This window comes from Vibrio sp. 1288 (genome assembly GCF_033344475.1).
The window spans coordinates 1-811 of record NZ_JAWPOX010000329.1; the positions used below are offsets into that span (position 1 = coordinate 1).

1 protein-coding gene is annotated in these 811 nt (G+C 43.5%); it reads right to left on the bottom strand.

Annotated elements, in window-relative coordinates; genetic code table 11:
* The coding region (dacB, locus tag R8O11_RS26565) for a D-alanyl-D-alanine carboxypeptidase/D-alanyl-D-alanine-endopeptidase (protein ID WP_318194787.1) at window positions 1-811 on the bottom strand (811 nt) is incomplete at both ends.

Sequence of the window (811 nt, forward strand, 5' to 3'; positions counted from 1 at the left end):
GCTGGCCATTTTTATCTAAACCATAACCCGCCATGTTGTAGGTTCCGTACAATGAACCACTCTTGGCAATCAGTTGACCTTTGATTGGGGCATTCCGCATGCTTTGGCGGTATTGCAGCGTACCCGATTCGCCTGATTTAGGCATGATGGCAATCAGCTTCAGTGTTTTTTCGTTTTTCCAGATATAACGTAGGATTTCCGCCATTTTGGTCGCAGAAATACGGTTGTTTCTTGAAAGGCCCGATCCATCTTCCAAGCGTGCGTTACGGATATCGATGCCAGTGTTGGCGAAAATGATCTGTTTGATCGCTTCTGTACCATTGGTAAAACTTCCAGGTTGAACAAAAAATTTCGCACCCAATGTTTTCGTTAATGTGTCTGCGATCAAATTGTCAGAATGCTTGAGCATGTCATCAAGTAAATCGGATAGCGGCTTTGATTGATGTAATGCCATCAATTTACGTTGTTTCTGTGGCGCTGAACCAATCTTAATTTTGCCTTTGAGCTCAATACCTAATTGCTTGAGTAACGTACTGATATTTTGACTGGTATAACGTTCAGGATCTTGAACCGCAAATGTGAGAGGCAGCGGCTTTTCTCGTTCGACTAAGCATCCTTTTAATTCGTAGCGATTGTCTGGGTTAGCAAGCAGGTCTAACTCGCAATGGCGGCTCTTTTGAATCGTCTTAGAAACGGTTTCGACCGAACTTTTAACACGAATAGGTTGATGCTCAGGCACATAGACTCGAGTCCCGCCATCTTTTTGCGTATAGATAGAAGCTTGGACACAGTTGTTGTTGAGTGTAATGCT